This is a genomic window from Nocardioides sp. 616 (assembly GCF_002930065.1).
Taxonomy (GTDB): Bacteria; Actinomycetota; Actinomycetes; order Propionibacteriales; family Nocardioidaceae; genus Nocardioides; species Nocardioides houyundeii.
This window is the reverse complement of sequence record NZ_POAG01000010.1, coordinates 251,083-278,020: the sequence shown is the minus strand read 5'-3', so window position 1 is coordinate 278,020 and position 26,938 is coordinate 251,083. Positions and strand designations below refer to the sequence as shown.

At 71.2% G+C, this 26,938-nt stretch carries 24 protein-coding genes and 1 pseudogene; 21 read left to right on the top strand and 4 right to left on the bottom strand.

All coding sequences use genetic code 11. The annotated features are described in order from the left end of the window. From C5H89_RS03315 to menD, 3 genes are all read left to right on the top strand, one after another. Positions 1–957 (top strand): AMP-binding protein (locus C5H89_RS03315; protein WP_104105644.1); only part of this gene is annotated, 957 nt, incomplete at its 5' end. Beyond that, positions 954–1,940 (top strand): o-succinylbenzoate synthase, encoded by a 987-nt coding sequence (locus tag C5H89_RS03310; protein WP_275887095.1) that lies wholly within the window; start codon positions 954–956, stop codon positions 1,938–1,940. The genes C5H89_RS03315 and C5H89_RS03310, both read left to right, overlap by 4 nt. Then, on the top strand, positions 1,937–3,559 hold the full coding sequence (gene menD, locus C5H89_RS03305; RefSeq protein WP_104105643.1) for a 2-succinyl-5-enolpyruvyl-6-hydroxy-3-cyclohexene-1-carboxylic-acid synthase: 1,623 nt from the start codon (positions 1,937–1,939) through the stop codon (positions 3,557–3,559). Before C5H89_RS03310 ends, menD begins: the two co-directional genes overlap by 4 nt. A gap of 78 nt (positions 3,560–3,637) precedes the next feature. Here menD and C5H89_RS03300 read toward each other — a convergent pair whose 3' ends face one another. Continuing rightward, positions 3,638–4,855, bottom strand: a complete 1,218-nt coding sequence (locus C5H89_RS03300) for a glycoside hydrolase family 16 protein (protein ID WP_104105642.1) — start codon at positions 4,853–4,855, stop codon at positions 3,638–3,640. A 134-nt stretch (positions 4,856–4,989) separates the two neighbouring features. Here C5H89_RS03300 and C5H89_RS03295 point away from each other — a divergent pair, with 134 nt between their 5' ends. Then, complete coding sequence (locus tag C5H89_RS03295) at positions 4,990–5,628, top strand: MBL fold metallo-hydrolase (RefSeq protein WP_104105641.1); 639 nt, start codon at positions 4,990–4,992, stop codon at positions 5,626–5,628. A gap of 18 nt (positions 5,629–5,646) precedes the next feature. Here the strand turns inward: C5H89_RS03295 and C5H89_RS03290 are convergent, their stop codons facing one another. Then, complete coding sequence (locus tag C5H89_RS03290; protein ID WP_104105640.1) at positions 5,647–6,978, bottom strand: isochorismate synthase; 1,332 nt, start codon at positions 6,976–6,978, stop codon at positions 5,647–5,649. A 124-nt stretch (positions 6,979–7,102) separates the two neighbouring features. Between C5H89_RS03290 and C5H89_RS03285 the strand changes: the two genes are divergently transcribed. The 16 genes from C5H89_RS03285 (at position 7,103) to C5H89_RS03210 (ending at position 24,832) form a co-directional block, all read left to right on the top strand. Then, entirely contained in the window at positions 7,103–7,792 is a 690-nt protein-coding gene (locus C5H89_RS03285) for a demethylmenaquinone methyltransferase (protein ID WP_104105639.1), read from the top strand. A gap of 199 nt (positions 7,793–7,991) precedes the next feature. Next, positions 7,992–8,351, top strand: coding sequence for an NADH-quinone oxidoreductase subunit A (locus C5H89_RS03280; protein ID WP_101525478.1), 360 nt, complete (start codon positions 7,992–7,994; stop codon positions 8,349–8,351). Positions 8,352–8,355: 4 nt separating this feature from the next. Further along, positions 8,356–8,910: an NADH-quinone oxidoreductase subunit B gene (locus C5H89_RS03275; RefSeq protein WP_104105638.1), complete on the top strand. Its 555-nt coding sequence runs from the start codon at positions 8,356–8,358 to the stop codon at positions 8,908–8,910. Continuing rightward, entirely contained in the window at positions 8,907–9,725 is an 819-nt protein-coding gene (locus C5H89_RS03270; RefSeq protein ID WP_104105637.1) for an NADH-quinone oxidoreductase subunit C, read from the top strand. The genes C5H89_RS03275 and C5H89_RS03270 overlap by 4 nt, the downstream gene beginning before the upstream one ends. Beyond that, positions 9,725–11,089: an NADH-quinone oxidoreductase subunit D gene (locus C5H89_RS03265; protein ID WP_104105636.1), complete on the top strand. Its 1,365-nt coding sequence runs from the start codon at positions 9,725–9,727 to the stop codon at positions 11,087–11,089. Before C5H89_RS03270 ends, C5H89_RS03265 begins: the two co-directional genes overlap by 1 nt. Next, positions 11,086–11,799: an NADH-quinone oxidoreductase subunit NuoE gene (gene nuoE, locus C5H89_RS03260; RefSeq protein ID WP_104105635.1), complete on the top strand. Its 714-nt coding sequence runs from the start codon at positions 11,086–11,088 to the stop codon at positions 11,797–11,799. The genes C5H89_RS03265 and nuoE overlap by 4 nt, the downstream gene beginning before the upstream one ends. Continuing rightward, complete coding sequence (gene nuoF / locus C5H89_RS03255; protein WP_240181668.1) at positions 11,796–13,106, top strand: NADH-quinone oxidoreductase subunit NuoF; 1,311 nt, start codon at positions 11,796–11,798, stop codon at positions 13,104–13,106. The genes nuoE and nuoF overlap by 4 nt, the downstream gene beginning before the upstream one ends. Continuing rightward, a complete protein-coding gene (locus C5H89_RS03250; RefSeq protein ID WP_104105634.1) occupies positions 13,103–15,619 on the top strand; it encodes an NADH-quinone oxidoreductase subunit G in 2,517 nt (838 codons plus the stop codon). The genes nuoF and C5H89_RS03250 overlap by 4 nt, the downstream gene beginning before the upstream one ends. After that, positions 15,616–17,010 (top strand): NADH-quinone oxidoreductase subunit NuoH, encoded by a 1,395-nt coding sequence (gene nuoH / locus C5H89_RS03245; RefSeq protein ID WP_240181667.1) that lies wholly within the window; start codon positions 15,616–15,618, stop codon positions 17,008–17,010. The genes C5H89_RS03250 and nuoH overlap by 4 nt, the downstream gene beginning before the upstream one ends. Then, the gene (gene nuoI / locus C5H89_RS03240; RefSeq protein WP_104105633.1) at positions 17,010–17,585 is read left to right on the top strand and encodes an NADH-quinone oxidoreductase subunit NuoI; all 576 of its coding nucleotides are present in this window, start codon (positions 17,010–17,012) and stop codon (positions 17,583–17,585) included. The genes nuoH and nuoI overlap by 1 nt, the downstream gene beginning before the upstream one ends. Beyond that, positions 17,582–18,400 (top strand): NADH-quinone oxidoreductase subunit J, encoded by an 819-nt coding sequence (locus C5H89_RS03235; RefSeq protein WP_104105632.1) that lies wholly within the window; start codon positions 17,582–17,584, stop codon positions 18,398–18,400. The genes nuoI and C5H89_RS03235 overlap by 4 nt, the downstream gene beginning before the upstream one ends. Continuing rightward, positions 18,397–18,696: an NADH-quinone oxidoreductase subunit NuoK gene (nuoK, locus tag C5H89_RS03230; protein ID WP_101525469.1), complete on the top strand. Its 300-nt coding sequence runs from the start codon at positions 18,397–18,399 to the stop codon at positions 18,694–18,696. Before C5H89_RS03235 ends, nuoK begins: the two co-directional genes overlap by 4 nt. A gap of 13 nt (positions 18,697–18,709) precedes the next feature. Beyond that, on the top strand, positions 18,710–20,665 hold the full coding sequence (gene nuoL / locus C5H89_RS03225) for an NADH-quinone oxidoreductase subunit L (RefSeq protein ID WP_104105631.1): 1,956 nt from the start codon (positions 18,710–18,712) through the stop codon (positions 20,663–20,665). After that, positions 20,662–22,206, top strand: a complete 1,545-nt coding sequence (locus C5H89_RS03220) for an NADH-quinone oxidoreductase subunit M (protein WP_104105630.1) — start codon at positions 20,662–20,664, stop codon at positions 22,204–22,206. Before nuoL ends, C5H89_RS03220 begins: the two co-directional genes overlap by 4 nt. Beyond that, entirely contained in the window at positions 22,203–23,828 is a 1,626-nt protein-coding gene (gene nuoN / locus C5H89_RS03215; RefSeq protein WP_104105629.1) for an NADH-quinone oxidoreductase subunit NuoN, read from the top strand. The genes C5H89_RS03220 and nuoN overlap by 4 nt, the downstream gene beginning before the upstream one ends. Next, complete coding sequence (locus tag C5H89_RS03210) at positions 23,825–24,832, top strand: polyprenyl synthetase family protein (protein WP_104105628.1); 1,008 nt, start codon at positions 23,825–23,827, stop codon at positions 24,830–24,832. The genes nuoN and C5H89_RS03210 overlap by 4 nt, the downstream gene beginning before the upstream one ends. Position 24,833: 1 nt before the next feature. Here the strand turns inward: C5H89_RS03210 and rarD are convergent, their stop codons facing one another. After that, positions 24,834–25,742, bottom strand: coding sequence for an EamA family transporter RarD (rarD, locus tag C5H89_RS03205; RefSeq protein ID WP_205304832.1), 909 nt, complete (start codon positions 25,740–25,742; stop codon positions 24,834–24,836). 116 nt (positions 25,743–25,858) lie between these two features. On the opposite strand from rarD, the gene C5H89_RS03200 reads away from it, so the two are divergent. Then, entirely contained in the window at positions 25,859–26,245 is a 387-nt protein-coding gene (locus C5H89_RS03200; RefSeq protein WP_104105626.1) for a hypothetical protein, read from the top strand. Positions 26,246–26,331: 86 nt separating this feature from the next. On the opposite strand, the pseudogene C5H89_RS03195 reads toward C5H89_RS03200, so the two are convergent. Then, a pseudogene (locus tag C5H89_RS03195) lies at positions 26,332–26,938 on the bottom strand (2-oxoacid:ferredoxin oxidoreductase subunit beta); the annotation flags it as partial.

Genomic DNA, 26,938 nt, shown 5'->3' with positions numbered 1-26,938 from the left:
GCCGTCGAGCCGGAGCGTCTGGTCATCGAGACCTCCGGCTCGACGGGGCGGCCCAAGCGGGTGCTGCTGAGCCGGGAGGCGGTGCTGGCCTCCGTGCACGCCACCGCCCACCGCCTCGGCGACGCGGACGGTCCCGGGCAGGGTCGCTGGGCGCTGCGGCTGCCCTCCTCCTACGTGGCGGGGGTGCAGGTGATCGTGCGCTCCCTGGTGGCCGGCCACGAGCCGGTGCTCGACGGCTGGCAGGCCGCTGGCGAGGAGACGTCGTACACCTCGCTGGTGCCGACCCAGCTGCACCGGATGCTCGGTGTGCCCGAGGACGTCGCGGCCCTGCGGGGACTCCGTGCGGTGCTGCTGGGCGGGGGGCCGATCGACCCGGCGCTGCGCCGCCGGGCCGAGGACGAGGGCATTCGCCTGGTCGCCACCTACGGTGCCTCGGAGACCGCGGGCGGCTGCGTGTACGACGGCCTGCCGCTGGACGGCGTGGCAGTCGCGCTCGGCGCCCAGGGGCGCATCCGGATCGCCGGGCCGATGCTCTTCGACGGCTACCAGGGGGACCCGGAGCTGACGGCCCGGACCCTCGTGGACGGCTGGTACCTCACCGCCGACGCCGGCCGGATCGACGAGGACGGCCGGCTGCAGGTGCTGGGACGGCTCGACGACGTGGTGGTGAGCGGCGGCGTCAACGTGCCGCTGCCGGCGGTGGCCCGGCGGCTGACCGAGCACCAGGACGTCGAGGCCGCCGAGGTGCTCGGGGTCCCCGACCCCGAGTGGGGGACCCGGGTGGTGGCCTTCGTCAGCGGCGCCGTCGACCCCGACGAGCTGCGCGAGTGGGTGGCAGCGGTGCACCCGCGGTCCTGGGCGCCGCGGCAGGTGGTGCGGCTCGCGGAGCTGCCGCTGCTCGACAACGGCAAGGTGGACCGGCAGGCCCTGCGCCGCAGCGTCGAGGACGCCTCGTGAGCCCGGAGCTGCGGGTCTTCTCGATCCCGATGCGCACCCGGTTCCGGGGGATCACCGTGCGCGAGGGGGCGCTGGTGCGCGGTCCCCGCGGCTGGGGCGAGTGGAGCCCGTTCCTGGAGTACCCCGCCGCGGTCGCGGAGCCGTGGCTGCGCGCGGCCGTGGAGGCTGCCGCGGGCGACTGGCCGGACCCGGTGCGCACCCGGATCCCGGTCAACGTGACGGTCCCCGCGGTGGACCCGGAGCGGGCGCACGCGATCGTGCTGGCCGGTGGCTGCAGCACCGCCAAGGTCAAGGTCGCCGAGCCCGGGCAGGAGCTGGCCCAGGACCAGGCCCGGCTCGAGGCGGTGCGGGCCGCCCTGGGCCCCGCGGGCAGGGTGCGGATCGACGCCAACGGCGCCTGGGACGTGGACCGGGCGGCGACCGCGATCCCGCTGCTGGACCGTGCCGCCGGCGGCCTGGAGTACGCCGAGCAGCCCTGCGCGGACGTCGAGGAGCTCGCCGCCGTACGCCGCCGGGTCTCGGTGCCGATCGCGGCCGACGAGTCCATCCGGCGCGCCGAGGACCCCTACCGGGTGCGCGACCTGGAGGCGGCCGACATCGCCGTGCTCAAGGTGCAGCCGCTCGGCGGGGTCCGGGCCTGCCTGCGCATCGCGGAGGACATCGGGCTGCCGGTGGTGGTCTCCTCGGCACTGGAGAGCAGCGTGGGCATCGCCGCCGGGGTGGCCCTGGCGGCCGCGCTGCCCGAGCTGTCCCACGCCTGTGGCCTGGCCACCGTGCAGCTGCTGACCGACGACGTCGTGACCGAGTCGCTGCTGCCCGTCGCCGGCCACCTGCCGGTGCGCACGCCCGAGGTCAGCGAGGCCGCGCTGGCCCGGCTCGCGGCGGCGCCGGACCGGGTCGCGCACTGGCAGCAGCGGCTGGCCCAGGTGCTCGCCCTGGGTGGGGGACCGGGATCCGTCGTGGGGCAGGATCGGCGCTCGTGACCGACTCCACCCACCTCGCCCGGCAGGTGGTGACCGCGCTGGTCGCCGCCGGGGTGCGCGAGGTCGTCCTCTCCCCGGGCTCACGCAACGCCCCGCTCTCCTTCGCCCTGTACGACGCCGACCGGGCCGGGGTGCTGCGGCTGCACACCCGCCTGGACGAGCGCACCGCCGGTTTCCTCGCCCTGGGGATGGCCAAGTCCTCCAGACGGCCCGCCGCGGTGGTCTGCACCTCCGGCACGGCGGTGGCCAACCTCGGCCCGGCGGTCCTGGAGGCCCGGCATGCCGGCGTCCGGCTGGTCGTGGTGGCGGCGGACCGTCCCGCGAGGCTGCGCGGCACCAGCGCCAACCAGACCACCGAGCAGGTCGGTCTGCTCCCCGGCGCCCACGTCGTCGACCTCGCCGCCGGTGCCGGGGCTGAGGTGGCGGTGGCCGAGGCGCTGGATCCGGGCGCGCCCTGGGCGCCGGGACCGGTGCACCTCAACGTGCAGCTCGACGACCCCCTCACTCCGACGGACCGGTGGACCCCGGAGATCACTGACGTCCCGCACCGGGTTCCGGACCCGGCCCGGCGCCGCTCCGGCTCCTCGGTGACGATCCCGCGCGGACCCCGGACCGTGGTGGTGGCCGGGGACGACGCGGGCCCGCCGGCCCGGGTGCTGGCCGAGGCCGGCGGCTGGCCGCTGCTGGCCGAGCCCACCTCGGGCTCCCGCACCGGCGCCAACGCGCTGCGCTGCTACCGCCTACTGCTGGGCACCGACCTCGGCGAGCGCATCGAGCGGGTCGTGGTCAGCGGCCACCCGACGCTCTCCCGTCCGGTCAGCCGGCTGCTGGCGCGCGACGACGTCGAGGTCTGGGACCTCGACGGGGGCGCCAGCGGCTTCGCACGTCCCTTCCCGGTCGACCGCACCGTCCCCTCGGCGCAGGTGGGCGCGGGGCCGCTGGACGAGTCCTGGCTGGCGCGGTGGCACGCCGCGGACGCCGACGTGGCTCGTCAGCTCGACCAGCTGCTCGCCGCGGAGGCCGGCCTGACGCCGTACGAGGCGGCGGGCGCGGTCGCCCGGGCGCTGCCGGCCGACGGGCTGCTCTTCGTCGGCGCCTCCAACCCGATCCGCGACCTGGACCTGATGGTGCCCCGGTACCGGGTCGGCGACCGCCGCAAGGTGATCGCCAACCGCGGCCTGGCCGGCATCGACGGCGTGGTGAGCAGCGCCATCGGCGCCGCGCTGGGGCGCGCCCACGGCTCCCGCAACCTGGCCCTGATGGGCGACGTGACCTTCCTGCACGAGGCCGGAGGCCTGGTCCTGGGGCCGGCCGAGGCCCGTCCCGACCTCACGGTGGTGGTGGTCAACGACGACGGGGGATCGATCTTCGCGGTGCTGGAGCAGGGCGCCCCCGAGTACGCCGACCGCTTCGACCGGCTCTTCGCGACCCCGCACGGGGTGGACCTGGCCGCCCTGTGCGCCGCCACCCGCACCCCGCACTGGGCGGTCTCCTCGCTGCCCGAGCTGGAGCACGCCCTGGCCCAGCCGGCCGGGGGGATCGAGGTGGTCGAGGTGGTGATCCGGCGCGACGACCGGCGTGACCTGGACGCCCGGATCCGGGCGCTGCGACCGGCCTGAGCGCAACGACGCGCCGCACCCCAGGGGGTGCGACGCGTCGGATGCGGCTGCTGACCCGACAGGGTCAGCGGGGGTGGGTCACTTCTGCTCCCACACCCGGACCCAGTCGACGTACATGTGCTGGGGCAGCTTCTTCTCGCCGCCCAGCTGGCTGAGCTCGTAGTCCGAGCTCAGCAGCGACAGGATCGGGTACTGCGGCTGTCCGGAGACGCCCTTGTTGCTGCGCCAGGTCTCCACGCCGTCGATGCGGAAGATGTAGGACTTGGGCGTCCACTCGACCGAGAACACGTGGTAGTTCTTGAACCAGTCGTCGTTCTTCTTGGCCAGGTACTGCTTGGTGCCCTTGAGCCAGTTGCCGGTCTTCGCGCGCTGGCCGCCCTTGGCCCAGTGGTAGGTGAAGCTGGTCAGGCCCATGGAGTCCTTGGGGCCGGAGCCCTTGCCGAAGTACTCGATGACGTCGATCTCCGCGCCGCTCTCCTTCGGGTCGGTGGACCCGGGGACGTGGACCTGCGGCTGGAGCCAGAACGACCCGTGCTGGCCGCGGGCCTTGGGGAACTTGATCCGCGCCGCGGTGATGCCGTACTTGAAGCTGTACGTGCCCTCGGTGGAGATGTGTCCGTTGAGGCGGTAGTCGAACTTGCCCGACACCTTGCCGCCGCGCTTGGCGACGCACTTGTCCGTGCGCGCGGGGTCCTTGATGACGCTCAGTCGGACGGTGCCGCGCGAGACGTCCACGGCCTCCGGGCCGCCACGCGAGCAGAGCCGGTTGCCCTCGGCGTTGTAGTCCGGGATGCGGTGGCTCCACGACTCACCGAGGGTGAAGCCGTCGAAGCCGTCGGAGAACGACGGGCTCAGCCACGCCGCCGTGCTGGCCGACTTGGAGGTCCCGTTGCCTGCCTTGACGCGGTACTCGGCGGGCTTGCCGCCCCGGGTGGCGCCAGCCAGGAAGGTCAGCTTGCCCTTCTTGTCGGTCTTGCCCTTGCCGGCCTTCTTCCACGAGGAGCCGGACTTGACCTGCAGCGTCACCTTGGTGACCTTGCGGGGCTTGACCTGCACCGAGACCGGGGTCTTGGCGGAGTCGGGGCTGGCGACGCGCTTGCCGAACTGTGCGACCTGCGGCAGCACCTCGATGCTGATGCGCGTCTTGGCCTTGCGGGCCAGGGCGGGGGTGGCGGCGGCCACGTTGTCGGTTGCGGCGAGCTCCGTGGCGGAGCTGGCCTGGGTGGTCATGATGAGGGCCGAGGCCGGCAGCAGCAGGGCTGCGGCGCTCATGGCGATCAAACGGCGTCCAGACATGCAGAATCCTGTTCGGGCGTTGGTGGAGTGGTCAGGGCCGCCCCCCCAAGTACGGCGACGACCGGGGCCACGGTAGCCGCTGAGGCGCGGAAAGGCGGACTCCTCTCCGGGACCGCGCGTTCTAGGGTGGTCCCATGCGGGTCACCAAGTTCGGGCATGCCTGTGTCCGGGTCCAGCACCAGGGGAGCACCCTGGTCGTGGACCCGGGCTCCTTCACCGGCGTCGAGGCGGTCTCCGGCGCCGACGTCGTGCTGATCACCCACGAGCACCTCGACCACTACCACCCCGACCACCTGCGAGCCTGCGCCGCGCAGATCGTCACCATCCCCGCGGTCGCCGAGCGGATCCGGGCCGACGCGCCGGAGCTGGCCGACCGGCTGCGGGTGGTCGTCCCCGGCGAGGAGCTCGACCTCGGGCTGCGGGTCACGGTGGTGGGGGAGCGGCACGCGGTGATCCACCAGGACCTGCCGACCTTCGACAACAGCGGCTACCTGCTCGACGACGGAGCGACCACGCTGTACCACCCCGGGGACGCCCTCACCCCGCCCGGCGTCGAGGTCGACCTGCTGTGCGCGCCCGCCTCGGCGCCGTGGCTGAAGGTGGGGGAGGCCATCGACTTCGTCCGGGCGGTGGGGGCCCCGCGCAACCTGGCGATCCACGACGCCATCTACTCCGAGGCCGGTCTGGGCATCGTCGACGGCCACATGCAGCGGCTCAACGGGCCCCGCGGGCTCGGCTGGACCCGGCTGGGTGCCGGGGAGGACCTGGACTGAGGCTCGCCGGGCCGCTGGTCAGGACCGGGCCAACGCGTCCCGCACCGGGACGAACTTGGCCTGTGACTCCGCGAGCTCGGCCTCGGGGACCGAGTCGGCCACGATCCCGCAGCCGGCGAACAGCCGCACGGTGCTGCCGTCCGGGCCGCTCTCCTCGACCGAGGCCGAGCGCAGCGCGATGCCCCACTCGCCGTCCCCGCGAGCGTCGATCCAGCCCACCGGTCCGGCGTACCTGCCGCGGTCCATGCCCTCGATCTGGTCGATCAGCGCGGTCGCCACGGGCGTGGGGGTGCCGCCCACCGCCGCGGAGGGGTGCAGGGCGGCGGCCAGCTGCAGCGAGGAGACCGTCTCCGCGTCGTGCACCACGCCGTTCACGTCGGTGGCCAGGTGCATGACGTTGGGCAGGTGCAGCACGAAGGGCGCGTCGGGCACGTTCATCGAGGAGCAGTGCGGCTCGAGGGCGTCGGCGACCGAGCGGACGGCGTACTCGTGCTCCTCCAGGTCCTTGGAGCTGCGCGCCAGCGTCGCGGCCAGCGCCAGGTCGCGCTCGTCGTCGCCGGTCCGGCGGATGGTGCCGGCCAGCACCCGGGAGGTGACCAGGCCCCGCTCGCGGCGCACCAGCATCTCCGGAGTGGCCCCGAACATGCCGTCGACGTGGAAGCTCCAGCACATGGGGTACTGCGCCACGAGCCGGGACAGCGGCCAGCGCACGTCGAGCTCGCTGGTGGTGGTGGCCAGCAGGTCCCGCGCCAGCACCACCTTGTCCAGGTCCCCCCGGCTGATCCGCGCCACCGCGTCGGCCACCACGGACATCCACTGGTCGCCGTTGAGGGCGCCGTCGGCGAAGTGCACCTCGTCGGGTGCGGCGGGCGGTCTCACCGGGGACCCGGTGAGACCGGCACTGCCGCCGCGTGGCAACACCGCAGCACCGTCAGTTTCGCTCGCGAGGTCCGAGGCCGGGCTGATCGTGGTGCGCCACGTCGTCGGGCCGCGCCGGCCGATGATCACCCGGGGCACCACCAGCACCGAGTCCCCGGGCTCGTCGGAGAAGGCGAACGAGCCGAAGGCGACCAGACCGGTGCCGGGCTCGCCGACCTCGTCGTGCACGGTGGCCCGCACGGTCTGCTCGGTCCACCACTTGTCGGCGTCGCTGAACCGGGTGGCGCCGCTGGTGCGGACCTCGGCGGCGACGCCCCAGCCGACGAGCCCGTCTCCCTTGCGGAGCCAGGTGACGGGACGGTCGTCGGGCACGCCGCCCAGCAGGTCGTCGGCGACCTCGGCGGGGTCGACCGCGACGGTCCGTACGACCAGCGGGTCACCGGAGACAGGGACGGCCGCGCGGTTGCTCACACCTCCAAGACTACCGGCGGGTCAGCCCGCGCCGCCCGGGACCGGGGCACTGGCGCGACGCCGGTCGGGTGCGCAGCGGCGAACCCGTGCAGGTGCGTGCGCCACGTCACCGTAGGCTCAGCCCGTGGCCCGTGCAGAACTCGACAAGCAGCCGACCGACGTACGACGGATGTTCGACGCGGTGGCGCGTCGCTACGACGTCACCAACGACGTCCTCTCCCTGGGACAGGACCGGCGCTGGCGCCAGGAGGTCTTTGACGCCCTCGCACCCTCGCCCGGCGACCTGGTCCTCGACCTCGCGGCCGGGACCGGCACCTCCAGCGTCCCGTTCCACGAGGCGGGCGCGACGGTGGTGCCGTGCGACTTCTCCCTGGGCATGCTCCAGGTCGGCAAGAAGGCGCGGCCGCACCTGCCGTTCACCGCTGGTGACGGCACCCGGCTGCCCTTCGCGGACGACACCTTCGACGCGGTCACCATCTCCTTCGGCCTGCGCAACATCGTCGACCCCCTCGCGGGCCTCGCCGAGATGCGCCGGGTCACCCGCCCGGGCGGCACCCTGGTGGTGTGCGAGTTCAGCCACCCGACCTGGAAGCCGTTCCGCACGGTCTACCTGGAGTACCTGATGAAGGCGCTGCCCGCGATCAGCCGGGCCGTCTCCTCCAGCCCCGACGCCTACGTCTACCTGGCCGAGTCGATCCGCGCCTGGCCGGACCAGGCCGGGCTCGCGGACCTGGTCGCGCAGGCGGGCTGGCAGGAGTCGCAGTGGCGCAACCTCAGCGGCGGGATCGTGGCGCTGCACCGCGCTTCGGCGTAGCCCTCGCCGCGAGCGAATATCGCAACGCTGAGAGCCGCTAAATCAGCAGGTCAGGAGCGTTTCGCCGGGGTGGAGCCCCGGTTGGTGACTGTGTCGGACTTCATGCCTAGACTGTGGGCCGCACCACTCGTGAAGATTTTCACAAGGTCACATGTCGACCGGTCGGCACGAGTGGGTGACGGCTAGGAAGGGGAACTTGATGGAGCTCTACACACCGGTGCTGGTGCTGGCGATCCTCGCGGCCGGATTCGCCGTCGTCTCGGTGGCCACCAGCGCGGTCCTGGGCCCGAAGCGCTACAACCGGGCCAAGGTCGACTCCTACGAGTGCGGCATCGAGCCCACTCCGCAGCCGGTCGGTGGAGGACGCTTCCCGGTGAAGTACTACATCACCGCCATGCTCTTCATCGTCTTCGACATCGAGATCATCTTCCTGTACCCCTGGGCCGTCCACTTCGACGCCATGGAGGTCTTCGGGCTGGTCGAGATGGTGCTGTTCATCGCGACCGTGTTCGTTGCCTACGCCTACGTCTGGCGGCGTGGCGGATTGGACTGGGACTAGACAAATGGGTGTTGAGGACAAGCTCCCCAGCGGAGTGCTGCTGACCACGGTCGAGGGCGTTGCGGGCTACATGCGCAAGGCGTCCTTCTGGCCGGCCACCTTCGGCCTCGCGTGCTGCGCCATCGAGATGATGACCAGCGGCGGACCGAAGTACGACCTCGGCCGGTTCGGCATGGAGGTCTTCCGGGCCAGCCCCCGACAGGCCGACCTGATGATCGTCGCGGGCCGGGTGAGCCAGAAGATGGCTCCGGTGCTGCGCCAGATCTACGACCAGATGCCCGAGCCCAAGTGGGTGCTGGCGATGGGCGTCTGCGCCAGCTCCGGCGGGATGTTCAACAACTACGCGATCGTCCAGGGCGTCGACCACGTGGTGCCGGTCGACATGTACCTGCCCGGCTGCCCGCCGCGGCCGGAGATGCTGATGGACGCGATCCTCAAGCTCCACGACAAGGTGCAGGCGACCAAGATGGGCGCCAACCGGATCGCGGAGATCGAGGAGCAGGAGAACCTCGCGCTGCGTGCCCTGCCCACCTCGCACATGAAGGGCCTGCTGCGATGAGTCCGACCGATCGCCGTGACGAGGGAGCCGACCCCAAGAAGGAGTTCGGCGCCTCCGAGAACGTGCGCGTCACCCGGGACACCCCGGAGACCGAGGCGCGCGAGGACCGGGTCCGCGCGCCCGGCGAGGGCGGCGAGCTGATCGCCCCCGACGCCGTCGTGGACCGTGCGGTCGGCGCCCGGCGCGGCATGTTCGGCGCCGCCGGGTCCGGCGACACCAGCGGCTTCGGCGGGCTGGTGACCCCGGTGGTCTTCCCCGGCGCCACCCAGCGCCCGTACGGCGGGTGGTTCGACGAGGTGGCCGACGCGCTGCAGGCGCGGCTGCGGGCCACCGACCTCGAGGACGCCATCCAGGCCGTGGTCGTGCACCGCAACGAGATCACCTTCCACGTCCGGGCCACCGACCTGCTGTTCGTGGCCCAGATGCTGCGCGACGACGAGCAGCTCCGGTTCGAGTTCTGCGCCTCCGTCTCGGGGGTGCACTACCCCGGGGACACCGGGCGCGAGCTGCACGTGGTCCACCACCTGCTCTCCATGACCCACAACCGCCGGATCCGGCTGGAGGTCGCGGTCCCCGACAGCGACCCACGGCTGCCCTCGGTGGTCTCGGTCTACCCGACGGCCGACTGGCACGAGCGCGAGACCTACGACATGTTCGGGATCCTCTTCGAGGGCCACCCGGCGCTCACCAGGATCCTGATGCCCGACGACTGGCCGGGCCACCCGCAGCGCAAGGACTACCCCTTGGGCGGCATCCCCGTGGAATACAAGGGCGGCAGCATCCCGCCGCCGGACCAGCGGAGGTCGTACAACTAATGGCATCGACTACCTCAAACACCCCGGGCTCGGACGAGGACTTCTACGCCTCCGGCTCCGAGACCAGCCAGGGACGCGTGTTCACCGTCACCGGGCAGGACTGGGACTCCATCACCGAGGGCCTCAGCGAGGGCGTCGAGGAGCGCGTGGTCGTCAACATGGGACCGCAGCACCCCTCGACCCACGGCGTGCTCCGGCTGATCCTGGAGCTCGAGGGCGAGACGGTCACCGAGGCCCGCTGCGGGATCGGCTACCTGCACACCGGCATCGAGAAGAACATGGAGTACCGCAGCTGGGTGCAGGGCGTGACCTTCTGCACCCGGATGGACTACCTCTCCCCGTTCTACAACGAGGCCACCTACGTGCTGGGGGTGGAGCGCCTCCTCGACATCGAGGACCAGATCCCCGAGAAGGCCTCGGTGATGCGCGTCCTGCTGATGGAGCTCAACCGCATCTCCTCCCACCTGGTCGCCATCGCGACCGGCGGCATGGAGCTCGGTGCCCTGACCGTGATGACCATGGGCTTCCGCGAGCGCGAGCTCGTGCTCGACCTGTTCGAGACCATCACCGGCCTGCGGATGAACCATGCGTTCATCCGTCCCGGTGGCGTGGCCCAGGACCTTCCGGCCGGCGCGCTGGACGACATCCGGGCCTTCGTGGCCCTGATGAAGAAGCGCCTCCCGGAGTACGCCGCCCTGTGCAACGCCAACCCGATCTTCAAGGGTCGGCTCGAGGGCATCGGCCACCTCGACCTGGCCGGCTGCCTGGCCCTGGGCCTGACCGGTCCGCCGCTGCGCGCCACCGGCTATGCCTGGGACCTGCGCAAGACCCAGCCGTACTGCGGCTACGAGACCTACGACTTCGACGTCCAGACCTGGGACACCGCGGACGCCTACGGGCGCTTCCGGGTCCGGCTCAACGAGATGTACGAGTCGCTCAAGATCGTCGAGCAGTGCGCGGACCGACTCACCCGGCTCGACGGCGCCCCGGTGATGGTGGCCGACAAGAAGATCGCCTGGCCCAGCCAGCTCGCGGTGGGCAGCGACGGGATGGGCAACAGCCTGGACCACATCCGGCACATCATGGACGAGTCGATGGAGGCTCTGATCCACCACTTCAAGCTCGTCACCGAGGGCTTCCGGGTGCCGGCCGGCCAGGCCTACGTGCCCATCGAGTCGCCCCGCGGCGAGCTGGGGGCGCACGTGGTCTCCGACGGCGGCACGAAGCCGTTCCGGGCGCACTTCCGGGACCCGTCGTTCACCAACCTGCAAGCCACCAGTGTGATGAGCGAGGGCGGCATGGTCGCCGACGTGATCGTGGCCATCGCCTCGATCGACCCCGTGATGGGAGGCGTGGACCGATGAGCGAGCTGGACACCCTGGACGCCGCGACGATGGCGGAGCTGCGAGAGATCGCCGCCCGCTACCCGCAGCCGCGCTCGGGTCTGCTCCCGATGCTGCACCTGGTGCAGTCGGCCCAGGGGCGGGTGACGCCTGCGGGCATCGAGGCCTGCGCCGAGGTGCTGGGCATCACCGCCGCGGAGGTCAGCGGGGTCGCCACCTTCTACACCATGTACAAGCGCCGCCCGGTGGGCGACTACCACGTCGGGGTGTGCACCAACACGCTCTGCGCGGTGATGGGGGGCGACCTCATCCTCGAGCGGCTCAAGGAGCACCTCGACGTGGGCAACGACGAGACCGCGCCGCGTCGCGAGGGCGACGAGGCGACGGTGACGCTGGAGCACATCGAGTGCAACGCGGCCTGCGACTACGCACCGGTGATGACCGTGAACTGGGAGTTCATGGACAACCAGACCCCCGAGTCGGCGACGCAGCTGGTCGACGACCTGCGGGCCGGGCGCGAGGTGCACTCCACCCGAGGCCCCAAGCTCTGCACCTGGCGCGAGGCCGAGCGGGTCCTGGCCGGGTTCAACGACGGCCTGGCCGACCAGGGCCCGTCCGCCGGTCCCGCGTCGCTGGTGGGCCGTGAGATCGCCCGCGAGCGCGGCTGGACCGCCCCCGCAGCACCGTCAGGACCGGCGCTCGGCGCCGGAGATCAGGGGACCCCGAAGTGACCGACATGCTGACCCCCGTGCTCACCGACAACTGGGGCGACGAGCGGTCCTGGACCCTGGAGGCCTACGAGGCCCAGGGCGGGTACGCCGCACTGCACAAGGCCCTGGGCATGTCCCAGGACGACGTGATCACCGCGGTCAAGGACTCCGGGCTGCGCGGCCGCGGCGGCGCCGGCTTCCCCACCGGCATGAAGTGGGGCTTCATCCCGCAGGACAACCCGAAGCCGAAGTACCTCGTGGTCAACGCCGACGAGTCGGAGCCGGGCACCTGCAAGGACATCCCGCTGATGATGGCCAGCCCGCACACGCTGGTCGAGGGCGTGATCATCTCCTCGTACGCGATCCGCGCCAACACCGCGTTCATCTACGTGCGCGGCGAGGTGCTGCACGTGATCCGCCGCCTCCAGCGCGCGGTCCAGGAGGCCTACCTGGCCGGACACCTGGGCAAGAACATCCACGGCACCGGCTACGACCTCGACCTGGTGGTGCACGCCGGAGCCGGCGCCTACATCTGCGGCGAGGAGACGGCCCTGCTGGACTCCCTCGAGGGCCGGCGCGGACAGCCTCGGCTGCGTCCGCCGTTCCCCGCTGTGGCCGGGCTCTACGCCAGCCCGACGGTGATCAACAACGTGGAGTCCATCGCCTCGGTCCCCAGCATCATCGACCGTGGACCCGAGTGGTTCTCCTCCATGGGCACCGAGCGCTCCAAGGGCTTCGGCATCTTCAGCCTCTCGGGCCACGTCAACTCCCCCGGCCAGTACGAAGCTCCGCTGGGCATCACGCTGCGCGAGCTGGTGGACCTGGCCGGCGGCATGCGGCACGGCAACCGCCTCAAGTTCTGGACCCCGGGCGGCTCCTCCACGGGGCTGCTCACCGACGAGCACCTCGACGTCCCGCTGGACTTCGAGGGCGTCGGCGCGGCGGGCTCCATGCTCGGCACCCGGGCGCTGCAGCTCTTCGACGAGACCACCTGCGTGGTCCGCGCGACCCTGCGCTGGACCGAGTTCTACAAGCACGAGTCCTGCGGCAAGTGCACCCCGTGCCGCGAGGGCACGTGGTGGCTGGTGCAGGTGCTGGCCCGGCTGGAGAAGGGCCAGGGCACCGAGGCCGACCTCGACCAGCTGCTCGACCAGTGCGACAACATCCTGGGCCGCTCGTTCTGCGCCCTGGCTGACGGCGCGGTGGGCCCCATCGAGTCCTCCATCAAGTACTTCCGGGACGAGTACGTCGCCCACCTCACCACCGGCGGCTGCCCGTTCGACCCCGCGGCCTCGACCCTCTTCGCAACCGCAGGAGCGCGCGCATGACCCAGGTCTCGAACGCCAGGACCGACCAGGGCAGGACCGACCAGGTCGCCAAGCCCGACCTGGTCAACCTGACCATCGACGGCATCTCCACCAGCGTGCCCAAGGGCACCCTGGTGATCCGTGCCGCGGAGCAGATCGGGATCCAGATCCCACGCTTCTGCGACCACCCGCTGCTCGCGCCCGCCGGCGCCTGCCGGCAGTGCCTGGTCGAGGTCGCCATGCCCGGGCCCGACGGCTCCCTGCGCCAGATGCAGGGCCCTCCGGGACGGATGAAGCCGCAGGCCTCCTGCACCCTGGTCGCCACCGAGGGCATGGAGGTCAAGACACAGCTGACCTCGCCGGCCGTCGACAAGGCGCAGCAGGGCGTGATGGAGATGCTGCTGATCAACCACCCGCTGGACTGCCCGGTCTGCGACAAGGGCGGCGAGTGCCCCCTGCAGAACCAGGCCATGTCCAACGGCCGTGGCGAGTCCCGCTTCTCGGCGCAGGGCGGGATCAAGCGCACCTTCCCCAAGCCGATCAACATCTCCGCCCAGGTGCTCCTGGACCGGGAGCGGTGCGTGCTGTGCGCCCGCTGCACCCGGTTCTCCCAGGAGATCGCCGGCGACCCGTTCATCGCCCTGATCGAGCGCGGCGCGCTCCAGCAGGTCGGGATCTACGAGCGCGAGCCGTTCGAGAGCTACTTCTCCGGCAACACCATCCAGATCTGCCCCGTCGGTGCCCTGACCAGCGCTGACTACCGCTTCCGGTCGCGGCCCTTCGACCTGGTCTCCACGCCCTCGATCGCCGAGCACGACGCCTGTGGTGCCGCGATCCGGGTGGACCACCGTCGCGGCAAGGTGATGCGCCGCCTCTCGGGCAACGACGCCCAGGTCAACGAGGAGTGGATCACCGACAAGGACCGCTTCGCGTTCCACTACTCCCGGCAGGACGACCGGATCACCTACCCGCAGGTGCGCGACCGGGTCGAGGGCGGGGGGACCGGCGAGCTCCGGCCCGCCTCCTGGACCGAGGCCTTCGCCGTCGCCGCCCGAGGGCTGGCCGCCGCCGGCTCCTCCGCGGTGCTGACCGGCGGCCGAGTGACCGCCGAGGACGCCTACGCCTACGCCAAGTTCGCCCGGGTCGCCCTGGGCACCAACGACATCGACTTCCGGGCCCGTCCGCACTCCGCGGAGGAGGCCTCCTTCCTGGCCTCCCACGTGGTGCTGGGCCACCACGAGTCCCCGGCCGGTGTCACGTACGCCGACCTGGAGCGCGCCTCGGTCGTGGTACTGGTGGGCTTCGAGCCCGAGGACGAGGCAGGCACGCTCTTCCTGCGGCTGCGCAAGGCCGTCACCCAGCACGGGACGAGGGTGGTCTCGATCGCCCCGTTCGCCTCCCGTGGCCTGGAGAAGCTGCAGGGCCGCCTGGTCGCCACCGCACCCGGCGACGAGGCCGACGCGATCGCCGAGCTCGCCGGAGACGGCGAGGTCGCCCTCGACGGCGGCGGCATCATCCTGGTGGGGGAGCGGCTGGCCACCAGCCCCGGTGCCCTGACCGCGGCGGCCACGCTGTCCGGCACCACCGGCGCCCGGCTCGCCTGGGTGCCGCGTCGCGCCGGTGACCGCGGTGCGGTCGAGGCCGGCTGCCTGCCCAACCTGCTGCCCGGCGGCCGTCCCGTCGCCGAGGCGCAGGCCCGGGTCGACACCGCGACCGCGTGGGGGGTCCCGGCGCTGCCGGAGACGCCCGGCCGCGACGGTGACGCCATCGTCTCCGCCGTCGCCTCCGGCGCGGTCGGCGGACTGCTGGTCGGTGGGGTCGACCCCGACGACACCAGCGACCCGGCGCTCTTCCGCCAGGCGCTCGCTGCCGCGTCCTTCGTGGTCTCCCTGGAGCTGCGCGAGACCGACGTGACCCGCGCCGCCGACGTGGTCCTGCCGGTGGCCCCGGTCACCGACAAGGCCGGCACCTTCGTCACCTGGGACGGGCGCACCCGCTCCTTCGAGACGGTCCTGGCCAACCCCGCCTCCCTGCCCGACCTCCGGGTCCTGGCCGGGATCGCCGAGGAGCTGGGCGCCCCGCTGGGGTTCCGCACGGTCACCGAGGTCCGCCAGGAGATGTCGGCGCTGGGCCCCTGGGACGGTGCCCGCCCCGTGCTCGAGCCCGGCACGCCGGCGTCGTCAGCCCCGGCCGAGCCGGACGCGATGCGCCTGGCCACCTGGAAGCAGCTGGTCGACCTGGGCTCCATGCAGGACGGCGAGCTGCACTACCGCGCCACCGGGCGACGCCCCGTCGCCCGCCTGTCCCGCCCGGACTTCGAGCGGATCTTCGGACTTCTCGACCCCGAGGTCGAGGGCCACGCCGAGGTCCAGGTCACGGTGACCGGCGACCGGGGGAGCGTCACGCTGCCCGTCGTCCCCGCTGACCTGCCCGAGCAGGTCGTCTGGCTGCCCGCGCGGTCCTTCGGCCGCGGCGTGCTCGCCGACCTCGCATCCCCCGGCAGCACGGTCCTGGTGAAGGGAGCCACCCAGTGAACCCGCTCGTCATCCTGCGGCAGGTCGAGGACCTGTCGGCCTTCGGCCAGGACTCCATCTGGCTGATCATCGGCAAGACCGTGGTGCTCTTCCTGGTCCTGGTGCTGCTCACGCTGTTCCTGATCTGGTTCGAGCGCCGCGTGGTCGCCCGGATGCAGCACCGCATCGGACCCAACGTCAACGGTCCCTTCGGGCTGCTGCAGTCGTTGGCGGACGGTGCGAAGCTGATGTTCAAGGAGGACATCATCCCGAAGGCGGCCGACAAGGTCGTGTTCGTGATCGCCCCCGTCATCGCCGCCACCGCGGCGTTCGTGACGTTCGCGGTGATCCCCTTCGGACCGGTGGTCAAGGTGCCGTTCACCGACACCCACACCCCACTCCAGCTCACCGACATGCCGGTGGCGGTGCTGTTCGTGATGGCCATCGCCTCGATCGGCATCTACGGAATCGTGCTGGGCGGCTGGTCCTCGGGATCGACGTACTCGCTGCTGGGCGGGCTGCGCTCGAGCGCGCAGATGATCTCCTACGAGGTCGCCATGGGCCTGGCCCTGGTCTCGGTCTTCCTCTACTCGGGCACCATGTCCACCTCCGGCATCGTCGCGGCGCAGAACCCGGTTGAGCAGGAGTACTGGCTCGACGTCATCCCGGTCCCGTCCTGGTACGCCGTGATCCTGGCGCCGTCGTTCGTGATCTACGTGATCGCGATGATCGGGGAGACCAACCGGGCGCCGTTCGACCTCCCCGAGGCCGAGGGCGAGCTGGTCGGCGGGTTCCACACGGAGTACTCCGCGATGAAGTTCGCGATGTTCTTCCTCGCCGAGTACATCAACATGGCCACCGTCTCCGCCCTGGCGACGACGCTCTTCCTCGGTGGCTGGGCCGCACCCTGGGGCCTGGAGCACGTCTGGGAGGGCGCCAACCACGGCTACTGGCCGGTGCTCTGGTTCTTCGGCAAGATGCTGCTGTTCATCTTCCTGTTCATCTGGCTGCGCGGCACGCTGCCCCGCCTGCGCTACGACCAGTTCATGGCGTTCGGGTGGAAGTACCTGATCCCGTTCTCGCTGGTGTGGATCGTCGCCGTGGCGTCGATGCGGGTGCTCGCCGACGACATCGAGACCTGGCACATCCTGGTCGCTCTCGGGGCGCTGGTGGTGCTGCTCGGCGCGATGTTCCTGTTCGAGGACTCCGGGGACGCCACCGAGGAGGACGAGGTCGAGCCCGCACCGGTCGACGCGTTCGCCGGCGGCTTCCCGGTGCCCCCGATGCCCGTCGGCGGGGCCGTGCGCGGTGCCGCCGCCCCGCTGAGCTTCGCGGGCTCCCGTGCTGGCACCGTCAGCGGTTCCACCGAGAGCTCGACCGACACGACCCACGTTGCTGGTGAGGAGAACTGATGGCCACCGGAAAGCCAACCTCGTCCGAGGGCGGCAAGAGCCTGAGGGAGAGCGTCTGGGACCCGGTCGCGGGTTTCGGGGTGACGTTCCGGACGATGTTCCGCAAGGTCGTCACCGAGCAGTACCCCTTCGAGAAGCTGCCGACGGCTCCGCGCTTCCACGGCCGGCACCAGCTCAACCGCTACCCCGACGGGCTGGAGAAGTGCATCGGCTGCGAGCTGTGCGCCTGGGCGTGCCCGGCGGACGCCATCTACGTCGAGGGCGCCTCCAACAGCGAGGACGAGCGGTTCAGCCCCGGTGAGCGCTACGGCCGCGTCTACCAGATCAACTACCTGCGCTGCATCCTGTGCGGGCTGTGCGTCGAGGCGTGCCCGACGCGGGCGCTGACCATGACGAACGAGTACGAGCTTGCCGACACCACGCGGGAGTCGCTGATCTACGAGAAGAGCGACCTGCTGGCCCCGCTGCTGCCCGGCATGGAGCAGCCGCCGCACGAGATGCTGCCCGGCCGCGACGAGGGTGACTACTACCGAGGCCACTTCTCCGCCCCGGCTCCCGAGGGGGTCGACCGATGACGGCGTTCTGGATCCTGGCGCCGGTCATGGTGCTGGCCGCCCTGGGCATCCTCTTCGTCCGCAAGGCCGTGCACGCCGCGATGCTGCTGGCCGTGGTGATGATCAGCCTGGCGATCCTCTACGCGGTCCTCGAGGCGCCGTTCCTGTTCGCGGTGCAGATCATCGTCTACACCGGCGCGATCCTGATGCTGTTCCTCTTCGTGGTCATGCTGGTGGGCGTGGACTCCTCGGACTCGGTCGTGGAGACCATCCGGGGACAGCGCGTCGCGGCCGCCGTCGCCGGGCTGCTGCTCGCCGCCGTCCTGGTGATCGGGCTGGGGCAGATCTCGCTCGGGACCGCGGTCGGCCTCGAGGAGGCGAACGCCGGCGGCAACATCCAGGGCCTGGCCAACATCCTGTTCAGCAACTACGTCTTCGCGTTCGAGGCGACCAGCGCACTGCTGATCACCGCCGCCGTGGGGGCGATGGTGCTGGCTCACCGGGAGCGCTCTGCCCCCAAGGCGCGCCAGGCCGACCTGGCCGCGAAGCGGATGCAGGACTACGCCGAGACGGGCAAGCACCCCGGCCCGCTGCCGGCCCCGGGCGTCTTCGCTCGGCACAACGCCGTCGACACCCCGGCCCTGCTGCCGGACGGGACCCCCTCGGAGGCCTCGATCTCGCGGGTGCTCGCCGCCCGCGGCACCGTGCGCTCGGCCCCGGCCCTGGCCGAGGACATCGAGGACATCACCCGTCAGCTGGGCACCGACCCCGGGCAGTCCCCTGAGGTCTCCGGCAAGTCCGGCGCCCCTGCCCACCCCGAGGAGGACCAGCAGTGAGCCTCACCCCCTACATCGTCCTCTCGGCGATCATCTTCACCATCGGTGCCGTGGGTGTCCTCATCCGCCGCAACGCGCTGGTGGTGTTCATGTGCGTGGAGCTGATGCTCAACGCCTGCAACCTGGCACTGGTGACCTTCGCCAAGCAGCACGGCAACCTCGACGGCCAGATCGCCGCCTTCTTCGTGATGGTGGTGGCCGCGGCCGAGGTCGTGGTCGGGCTGGCCATCATCATGACCATCTTCCGGACCCGTCGCTCGGCCTCGGTCGACGACGCAAGCCTGCTGAAGTACTGACGGGGTCTGACACATGCCACTAGCTCTTATTCCCCTGTCCGGGGCCACCTCCATCCCGGTGGTCGACCCCGGTGCAGCCGACGGCGTCTTCTCGCTGCTCTGGCTGGTCATCGCCCTTCCCTTGGCCGGCGCCCTGGTGCTGCTGCTGGGTGGGGCCCTCACCAAGGGCGCCATCGACCGGTGGGGCCACTACCTCGGCACCGCGACCGTGGCGGGCTCCTTCGTGCTCAGCCTGGTGCTCTTCCTCAGCCTGCTCGGGCGTGAGGAGAGCGAGCGCCAGGTCGGCCAGGAGCTCTACACCTGGTTCTCCGCCGGCGGCCTCGACGTCGGCATGGACCTGCTCTACGACCCGCTCTCGGCGCTCTTCCTGCTGCTGATCACGGGTGTGGGCACGCTGATCCACGTCTACTCGATCGGCTACATGGAGCACGACGTCCGGCGCCGCCGGTTCTTCGGGTACCTCAACCTCTTCGTCGCCGCGATGCTGATGCTGATCCTCAGCGCCAACTTCCTGGGCCTCTTCCTCGGTTGGGAGGGCGTCGGCCTGGCGTCCTACCTGCTGATCGGCTTCTGGCAGCACAAGCCCTCGGCGGCCGCCGCGGCCAAGAAGGCCTTCGTGATCAACCGGGTCGGTGACATCGGGCTCTCGCTCGCCATCGCCCTGATGTTCGCGACCTTCGGCAGCACCGACTACTCCGTGGTCAGCGCCGCCTCCTCCGAGGCCGGGCAGGGCACCCTGAACGCGATCGGCCTGCTGCTGCTGCTGGGTGCCTGCGGCAAGTCCGCCCAGGTCCCGCTCCAGTCCTGGCTGCTGGACGCGATGGAGGGTCCGACCCCGGTCTCCGCGCTGATCCACGCCGCCACCATGGTCACCGCGGGCGTCTACCTGGTGGTCCGCTCCAACTTCATCTTCGAGCTGGCCCCGGCCGCTCAGACGGCGACGGTGATCGTGGCCACGGTGACGCTGCTGTGGGGTGCGGTGCTCGGCTGCGCCAAGGACGACATCAAGAAGGCGCTCGCCGGCTCCACGATGAGCCAGATCGGCTACATGATGCTGGCCGCCGGGCTCGGCACCGCCGGCTACGCGTTCGCGATCTTCCACCTGCTCACGCACGGCTTCTTCAAGGCCAACATGTTCCTTGGCGCCGGGTCGGTGATGCACGGGATGGACGACGACGTGAACATGCGTCACTACGGCGGGCTGCGCACGATGATGCCGGTCACCTTCCTGACGTTCGCGATGGGCTACCTGGCGATCATCGGCTTCCCGGGCTTCTCCGGGTTCTGGTCCAAGGACAAGATCATCGAGACCGCGCTGGCCGACAACCTGCTGGTCGGGCTGTGCGCCCTGCTGGGCGCCGGCATCACCGGGTTCTACATGACCCGCCTGATGCTGATGACCTTCATGGGCGAGAAGCGCTGGGCCGACGGGGTGCACCCGCACGAGTCGCCCAAGGTGATGACCGTGCCGCTGGTCGTGCTGGCTGCGCTCTCGGTGCTCGGCGGTGTGATGCTGCTCGGGGACTGGATCGTGGACTGGCTGGCTCCGGTGACCGGCACCGCCGCGCACCACGACCCGCCCCTGCCGGCCCTGGTGATCACGCTGATCGTGGTCGCGGTGGTCGCCCTCGGCGTCGCTGCGGCCTGGTTCCTGGTGGGCCGGCGCGAGATCCCCCGGGTCGCCCCGCAGGACGTCTCCCTCGCCACCCGTGCGGCTCGCGCCGACCTCTACGGGGACACCATCAACGACACCCTCGTGGTGACTCCCGGCTCGCGGCTCGTCAGCGGTCTCGCGACCGTGGACCGCCTCGGCGTCGACGGGGTCGTCGAGGGTGGCGCGGCCGCCACCGGCGGCATCTCCCTGGCGTTGCGCAGGATCCAGAACGGGTTCGTCCGCTCCTACGCTCTTTCCGTTGTCGGCGGCGTGCTGCTCGTCGTCCTGGCCCTGCTGGCGGTGAACCTCGCATGAGCGAACTTCCCTGGTTGACGATCCTCATCCTGATCCCACTGGTCGGGGCGTGCGTCACCGCGTTCCTGCCCAGCGGGCCCGGTGAGCCCCTGGCCAAGCAGGTCGGCATCGGGTTCTCGGTGCTGACCCTGGCGGTCGCCGTCGGCGTCGCCGCCGGCTTCTCCCTCGACGGTGGCTTCCAGTTCACCGAGGAGCACGAGTGGATCGCCGCCTTCGGCGCCCACTACGCCCTGGGTGTCGACGGTCTCGGCCTGCTGATGGTGCTGCTCACCGCGGTGCTGGTCCCGATCGTGATGGTCGCCTCCTGGACCGACTCCGACGAGGGCTCGACCCGTGCCTTCTTCGCCTGGACGCTGGCGCTGGAGGGCCTCTCGCTCGCGGTCTTCACCGCGACCGACGTCTTCCTGTTCTACGTGGTCTTCGAGGCGACGCTGATCCCGGCGTACTTCCTGGTCGGCGGCTTCGGTCGTGAGGGCCGCGGCCGGGCCGCGACCAAGTTCCTGATCTACCAGCTCGCGGGCGGGCTGATCATGCTCGCCTCGGTGATCGGCCTGTACGTCGTCTCCGCCGACGCCGGCTCGCCGTCGTACCTGATCGGCGACCTGGCCGCCCTGGACATCGACGCGACCACGCAGCGCTGGCTCTTCGCCGGCTTCTTCATCGCCTTCGCGATCAAGGCGCCGATGTTCCCGGTGCACACCTGGCTGGCCGACACCACGGAGAAGGCCACCACCGGCACCTCGGTGCTGCTGGTCTGCGTGCTGGACAAGATCGGCACCTTCGGGATGCTGCGCTTCTGCCTGGGGCTGCTGCCCGAGGCGTCGCAGTGGGCCACCCCGGTGGTCGTGGTGCTGGCGCTGGTCTCCATCGTCTACGGCGCCCTGGTGGCGATCGGCCAGGACGACATCCTGCGGATGATCGGTCTGACCTCGCTGTCCCACTTCGGCTTCATCGTGCTGGGCATCTTCGTCTTCTCCAGCACCGGCGGCGCGGGCGCGATCCTCTACATGGTCAACCACGGCATCGCCACGGCGGCGCTGTTCCTGGTCGCCGGGTTCCTGATCCGCCGTCGAGGCTCCTCGCTGATCAGCCAGATGGGCGGGGTGGAGAAGGTGGCCCCGGTGCTGGCCGGCACCTTCCTGATCGCCGGCCTGGCCGCCCTCGGCCTGCCGGGGCTGGCGCCGTTCGTCTCCGAGATGCTCGTCATCATCGCGGCCTTCGGCTACGCCTGGTGGGCCGGTGCGATCGCGGTCACCGCGATCGTGCTCGCCGCCATCTACATCCTGTGGACCTACCAGCGCACCATGTCCGGGCCGGTCCGCCCCGAGGTCGCGCACTTCACCGACCTCAACGTCCGTGAGGTCGGCGTGCTCGCACCTCTGCTGCTGGCCCTGGTGGTGCTGGGGTTCGCCCCGATGCCGGTGCTCGACGTGATCAACCCCAACGTCGAGGAGACCCTGACGCACGTCGGGGTGACCGATGACCCTCCGGCCGTCGCGGACAACCACGACGCTGGTAACCACGAGGGAGCCGACCAGTGACCGAGAACGTGTTCGTCAAGCCCGACCTGGAGTACTTCCAGCTGGCTCCGCTGCTGATCGTCTTCGCCCTGGCGTGCCTCGGCGTGGTGGTGGAGGCCTTCCTGCCCCGGGGGCGCCGCTTCCTGGTGCAGACCGCCCTGACCCTCACCGGGCTGGTCGTCGCCCTGGTGCTGGTGGTGCTCAACGCCATCCAGTACGGCGCCGACGACGCCGCGGAGGAGGGGCTCGCCCACGGTGACGGCGCGGCGTACGGCGTGCTGGCAGCCATGGACACCATCGCCATCGACGGGCCCACCCTGTTCCTGTGGGGCCTGATCCTGGTGCTGGCCGTGCTGGGCGCGATGCTCTTCGCCGAGCGCCGGCTGGACGGCGGGGTCTCGGCGTTCGCCGGTCAGGCCGCGGCGATGCCCGGCACCGACGCCGAGCGCCAGGCCTCCACCAAGGGCCTGGAGCACACCGAGATCTACCCGCTGCTCGGCTTCGCGGTGTTCGGCATGATGCTGTTCCCGGCCGCCAACGACCTGCTCACCATGTTCGTGGCGCTGGAGATCCTCTCGCTCCCGCTCTACCTGCTCACCGGGCTGGCGCGCCGCCGCCGGTTGCTGAGCCAGGAGGCGGCCCTGAAGTACTTCCTCCTCGGTGCCTTCTCCTCGGCGTTCTTCCTCTACGGCGCCGCGCTGCTCTACGGGTACGCCGGCTCGATGCAGTTCAGCCGGATCAACGAGGCCGTCAGCAACGACACGGGCAACCAGGCGCTGCTGCTCATCGGGATCGGCCTGCTCGCGGTCGGGCTGCTCTTCAAGGTCGGTGCCGCCCCGTTCCAGGCCTGGACGCCCGACGTCTACCAGGGCTCGCCCACGCCGCTGACCGCCTTCATGGCCGCCGCCACCAAGGTCTCGGCCTTCGGTGCGATCCTGCGCCTGTTCTACGTGGCGCTGGGTGCCGACCGGTGGTCCTGGCAGCCGATGCTGTGGGTCATCGCCATCCTCACCATGGTGGTGGGCACCCTGATGGCGCTCACCCAGAGCGACGTCAAGCGGCTGCTGGCCTACTCCTCGGTGGCGCACACCGGGTTCATCCTCACCGGGGTCCTCGGGGTGCAGAGCACCGGCGACCTCGCGACCGGCGAGATCACCTCGCTGCAGGCCGTCCTGTTCTACCTGGCGACCTACGGCCTGATGACCCTCGGTGCGTTCGCCGTGGTCAGCCTGGTCCGCGACTCCGGTGGCGAGACGACGCAGCTGGTCCGGTGGACCGGCCTGGCCAAGGAGGCGCCGTTCGTGGCGGCCGTCTTCGCCTTCTTCCTGCTGGCGATGGCGGGCATCCCGCTGACCTCGGGCTTCATCGGCAAGTGGGCGGTCTTCTCCGTGGCACTGGCCGCCGGCGCCTGGCCGGTGGTGATCGCGGCGGTGCTGACCAGCGCGGTGGCGGCGTACCTCTACGTGCGGGTGATCGTGCTGATGTACTTCCGCACCCCGCTGGCCGAGGGTCCGTCGGTCACCACGCCGTCGGTGCTGACCGCGGCTGCGATCGCCGTCGGCGCGGCCGCGACGCTCGTGCTGGGCGTCGTGCCGGGCCCCCTGCTCGACCTTGTGGGGAGTGCGGGAGAATTCATCAGGTGACCACTGATGCAACCTCCGGACTGGCTCTCCCAGTCGTCGACGAGGCCCTGGCCGAGAGACTGAGGCAACGGCTCGACGACGTCGAGAACGCCCTCGCGTACCACGTGCGGGGCAGCGCGGACTTCATCACCGAGGCTGCCGGGCACCTGATGGCGGCCGGCGGCAAGCGGTTCCGTCCGCTGCTGGTGCTGCTGGCGGCCGAGACCGGGCCCGACGCCGCCGACGACAAGGTCGTCACGGCGGCCTGCGTGGTGGAGCTGACCCACCTGGCCTCGCTGTACCACGACGACGTGATGGACGAGGCCGCGCTGCGCCGCGGTGCGGACTCGGCCAACGCCCGGTGGGACAACCACGTCGCGATCCTGACCGGGGACTTCCTGTTCTCCAAGTCGTCGCTGCTGACCGCCGACCTCGGCGCCGACGCGGTCCGCATCCAGGCCCAGACCTTCACCCAGCTCGTCGAGGGGCAGATGCTGGAGACGATCAAGCCGGCTCCGGGGCAGGACCCGCTCGAGCACTACCTGCAGGTCGTGGCGGGCAAGACCGGCTCGCTGATCGCCACCTCCGCCCGGTACGGCGCCATGTTCGGCGGCGCCTCGGACGAGGTCGTCTCCGCCCTCACCGCGTACGGCGAGCTCGTGGGGTCGGCGTTCCAGCTCTCCGACGACATCCTGGACGTGGCCTCCGACTCCGCGGAGTCGGGCAAGACGCCCGGCACGGACCTGCGCGAGGGTGTGCCGACCCTGCCGGTGCTGATGGCGCAGGCCTCCACCGACCCCGCCGACGCCCGGCTGATCGAGCTGTTGTCCAGTGACCTGAGCGACGACGCCCTGCACGCGGAGACCCTCGGGCTGCTGCGCAAGCACCCGGCGATGGAGCAGGCCCGCGACTACGTCAAGGGGCAGGCGGCCGACGCCAAGGCCATGCTGGGCGTGCTGCCCGAGGGCCCCGTGCGCGCCGCCCTCGAGGCGTTCGCCGACGTGGTGGCGGTCCGCTCGGCCTGACTCAGGCCAGTCCGGTCCCGGCGACCAGCGCGAGCTGCCTCCGGCGGTGGGCGACCAGGTCGACGGTGAAGACCACCAGCGCCACCCAGACCAGGCCGAACCCGAGCCACCTGCCCGGGGGCATCTCCTCGTGGAACCACAGCACACCGATGGCGAACTGCAGAATCGGGGCCAGGTACTGCAGGAGGCCCAGCCCCACCATCGGGACCCGGGTGGCGGCGGCCCCGAAGAGCACCAGGGGGATCGCGGTCACCACCCCGGTGCTGGTGAAGAGCAGCGCGTGCCAGGGCCCCTGAGCCCCGAACTGCGAGGCACCGGTCAGCACCAGCCAGCCGACGTACCCGACCGCCAGCGGGGCCAGGATCGCCGTCTCCACGGCCAGGGACTCCAGCGCCCCGGCGTCCGCGGTCTTCTTGGCCAGTCCGTAGGTGCCGAAGCTGAAGGCCAGGAGCAGCGCGATCCACGGCAGCCGGCCGTAGTCGAGGGTCAGCACCACCACGGCCGCGCTGGCCACCGCCATCGCCAGCCACTGGGTGCGCCGCAGTCGCTCGCCCAGGATGAGCACCCCCATCAGCACCGTCACCAGGGGGTTGATGAAGTAGCCCAGGGACGCCTCCACCACCCGGCCGTGGTTGACCGCCCAGATGTAGCCGCCCCAGTTGAACGTGATCACGAACGCCGCCAGCGTCAGCAGGGCCAGGCGGCGCCGGTCGGCCACCAGGGCCCGGACCTGGCGTCGTCGGCCCAGTGCCAGCACCACCACGGCCATCACGACCGCGGACCACAGGATGCGGTGCGCGAGGATCTCCAGCGCGCCCGCGGGCTCCAGGAGAGGCCAGTACAGGGGGAAGGCGCCCCAGATCACGTAGGCGGCGATCCCGTACATCAGGCCGCGGCGGGACTCAGTCACGCGGGTCAGCCTAGGTTCGCCCGAACGGAGCTGGTACGTCGCCTACACTGACGACGCTCGGGCAGGACAGCAGCTGGGTCCGCCGTCACCACACGTACACATCACCTGGGGGAACCATGCGGGCCTTCCGCGCCTTGACCGCCCTGATCGTCGCCGTCCTGCTCGGCACCTCCCTGCTGGGCCCGGCCACGGCCCACGCCCGGAACACCGACAACCCCAAGCGGATCGTCGAGGTCAACGCCGAGAAGAAGCTGGACTACCGCTCGTTCCGCTACAAGGGCACCGTCGAGGCCCTGCCCAACGGCAAGGTGCTGCTGGAGAAGAAGAGCTGTGGCAAGTGCAAGTGGAAGACCGTCAAGAAGCTGAAGACCAACGACGCGGGCAAGTTCCGCACCAAGATCTTCACCCCCAACAAGGGCAAGTGGCTCTGGCGCACCCGGGTCAACGCCCAGGGCGGCTACGCGCGCTCCTACAGCCGCAAGATCGCCACGTTCTTCAAGTGAGCCCGCGCTGCCCCTGACCAGGGGCACGAGAAAGGGGCCCCACCGCAGCAGCGGTGGGGCCCCTTCGCCGTCTCGGGGAGCGGCCCTCAGACCACGGTCCAGGTGTCGCCGCCACCGATGAGGGCGGCGAGACGGTCCGACGGGTCCAGCTCGTCGGACGTGGCGCCGCGGGCAGTGGTGAGCTGGGCTCGCGCCTGGTCGTCGTACGTCGGCCGTTCCACGGCGCGGAAGATGCCGATGGGCGACTGGTTGAGGTAGCCGGAGTCGGTGAGCCGGGAGATGGCGAATGCCATCGTGGGGTCCGGGCTGTGGGCGTCGTGCACCAGCACCGCCTCGTCGGGGACCTCGCTGGCCAGCGCCGCCCGGACACCCCCGGTGAGCTCGTCGCGGATCAGCACCTTGGTGCCGAGGCCGTTGTCGTCGTGGGGGCCGAAGCGGATCTGCTGGCCGTGGACCAGGGGGATGATGGCGTCTTGCTTGGTGTCGGGGTTCTTGATGGCGTCGAAGGCGCCGTCGTTGAAGATGGGGCAGTTCTGGTAGATCTCGACCAGGGAGGTGCCGCGGTGGGCGGCGGCGGCGGCGAGCACGGAGGTGAGGTGCTTGCGGTCCGAGTCGATGGTGCGGGCCACGAAGGTGGCTTCGGCGCCCAGCGCCAGGGAGACGGGGTTGAAGGGGTGGTCGACCGAGCCCATC

What these genes read in the sequence shown, in the direction of transcription:
- C5H89_RS03220 (WP_104105630.1), top strand. Translation starts at nt 20,662, where the DNA reads ATGAGCGAACTTCCCTGGTTGACGATCCTCATCCTGATCCCACTGGTC.
- C5H89_RS03200 (WP_104105626.1), top strand. Translation starts at nt 25,859, where the DNA reads ATGCGGGCCTTCCGCGCCTTGACCGCCCTGATCGTCGCCGTCCTGCTC.
- C5H89_RS03250 (WP_104105634.1), top strand. Translation starts at nt 13,103, where the DNA reads ATGACCCAGGTCTCGAACGCCAGGACCGACCAGGGCAGGACCGACCAG.
- C5H89_RS03270 (WP_104105637.1), top strand. Translation starts at nt 8,907, where the DNA reads ATGAGTCCGACCGATCGCCGTGACGAGGGAGCCGACCCCAAGAAGGAG.
- C5H89_RS03235 (WP_104105632.1), top strand. Translation starts at nt 17,582, where the DNA reads ATGACGGCGTTCTGGATCCTGGCGCCGGTCATGGTGCTGGCCGCCCTG.
- nuoL (WP_104105631.1), top strand. Translation starts at nt 18,710, where the DNA reads ATGCCACTAGCTCTTATTCCCCTGTCCGGGGCCACCTCCATCCCGGTG.
- nuoE (WP_104105635.1), top strand. Translation starts at nt 11,086, where the DNA reads ATGAGCGAGCTGGACACCCTGGACGCCGCGACGATGGCGGAGCTGCGA.
- C5H89_RS03295 (WP_104105641.1), top strand. Translation starts at nt 4,990, where the DNA reads ATGCGGGTCACCAAGTTCGGGCATGCCTGTGTCCGGGTCCAGCACCAG.
- C5H89_RS03275 (WP_104105638.1), top strand. Translation starts at nt 8,356, where the DNA reads ATGGGTGTTGAGGACAAGCTCCCCAGCGGAGTGCTGCTGACCACGGTC.
- C5H89_RS03280 (WP_101525478.1), top strand. Translation starts at nt 7,992, where the DNA reads ATGGAGCTCTACACACCGGTGCTGGTGCTGGCGATCCTCGCGGCCGGA.
- nuoI (WP_104105633.1), top strand. Translation starts at nt 17,010, where the DNA reads ATGGCCACCGGAAAGCCAACCTCGTCCGAGGGCGGCAAGAGCCTGAGG.
- C5H89_RS03300 (WP_104105642.1), bottom strand. Translation starts at nt 4,855, where the DNA reads ATGTCTGGACGCCGTTTGATCGCCATGAGCGCCGCAGCCCTGCTGCTG.
- C5H89_RS03265 (WP_104105636.1), top strand. Translation starts at nt 9,725, where the DNA reads ATGGCATCGACTACCTCAAACACCCCGGGCTCGGACGAGGACTTCTAC.